General features: G+C 46.0%; 1 protein-coding gene. It reads right to left on the reverse strand.

Going from position 1 to position 604, the window contains the following annotated elements:
• Positions 1 to 604: DMT family transporter (locus R7Q48_RS28900; RefSeq protein WP_318133783.1), on the reverse strand; the 604-nt coding region annotated here is incomplete at both ends.

The raw sequence follows: 604 nt of genomic DNA on the forward strand, positions 1-604 counted from the left end.
AGTTTGCATCGCCTTAGTCAGCCCAAGTTGACCAATTTGAGTGAACACGCCGACCAATACCAACATACACGTCAGGTAAAGATCTGGCATGACAAAGTTATCTCCCATAAACAGGATGGACGTTGGTAGCGCCACAAGCGGGAAGTAGAAAATGATCACCGAGCTGTCTTCGGTTTGGCTGAGTTTTCTTACAATGACATAAGCGATAGAGCTACCAAAAGCACCTAAAATAGCAATCATCACACTGAACATTGGAAGTGTTTGTGCAGATTCTACGCCGGTTTCTGGCCGAACCATGACGTAGACGCCGAGCAAACATAGCGCAATACAAATGAAGGTTGTGGGCTGAATTCGCTCTTTCAAAAAAATGACAGCGAGCAGCGCCGTAAATACTGGATGAATGTATTGGAAGATGGTTGCTTCTGCCAAAGGTAACGTGGTCACCGAATAGTAAACACACATCAGCGCGAAGGTGCCCACCGCGCCACGCGCTAAGAGTAGTGGTTTGTTGTTGCCCCAAACAGAGATTCGTTTTCGTTTCACATCTAAATAACTGATCACTAAAGAAACGAGTGCTCTTGCTGCAACGATTTCAAAGACAGGG

The sequence above is a fragment of the Vibrio sp. 378 genome (assembly GCF_033339435.1).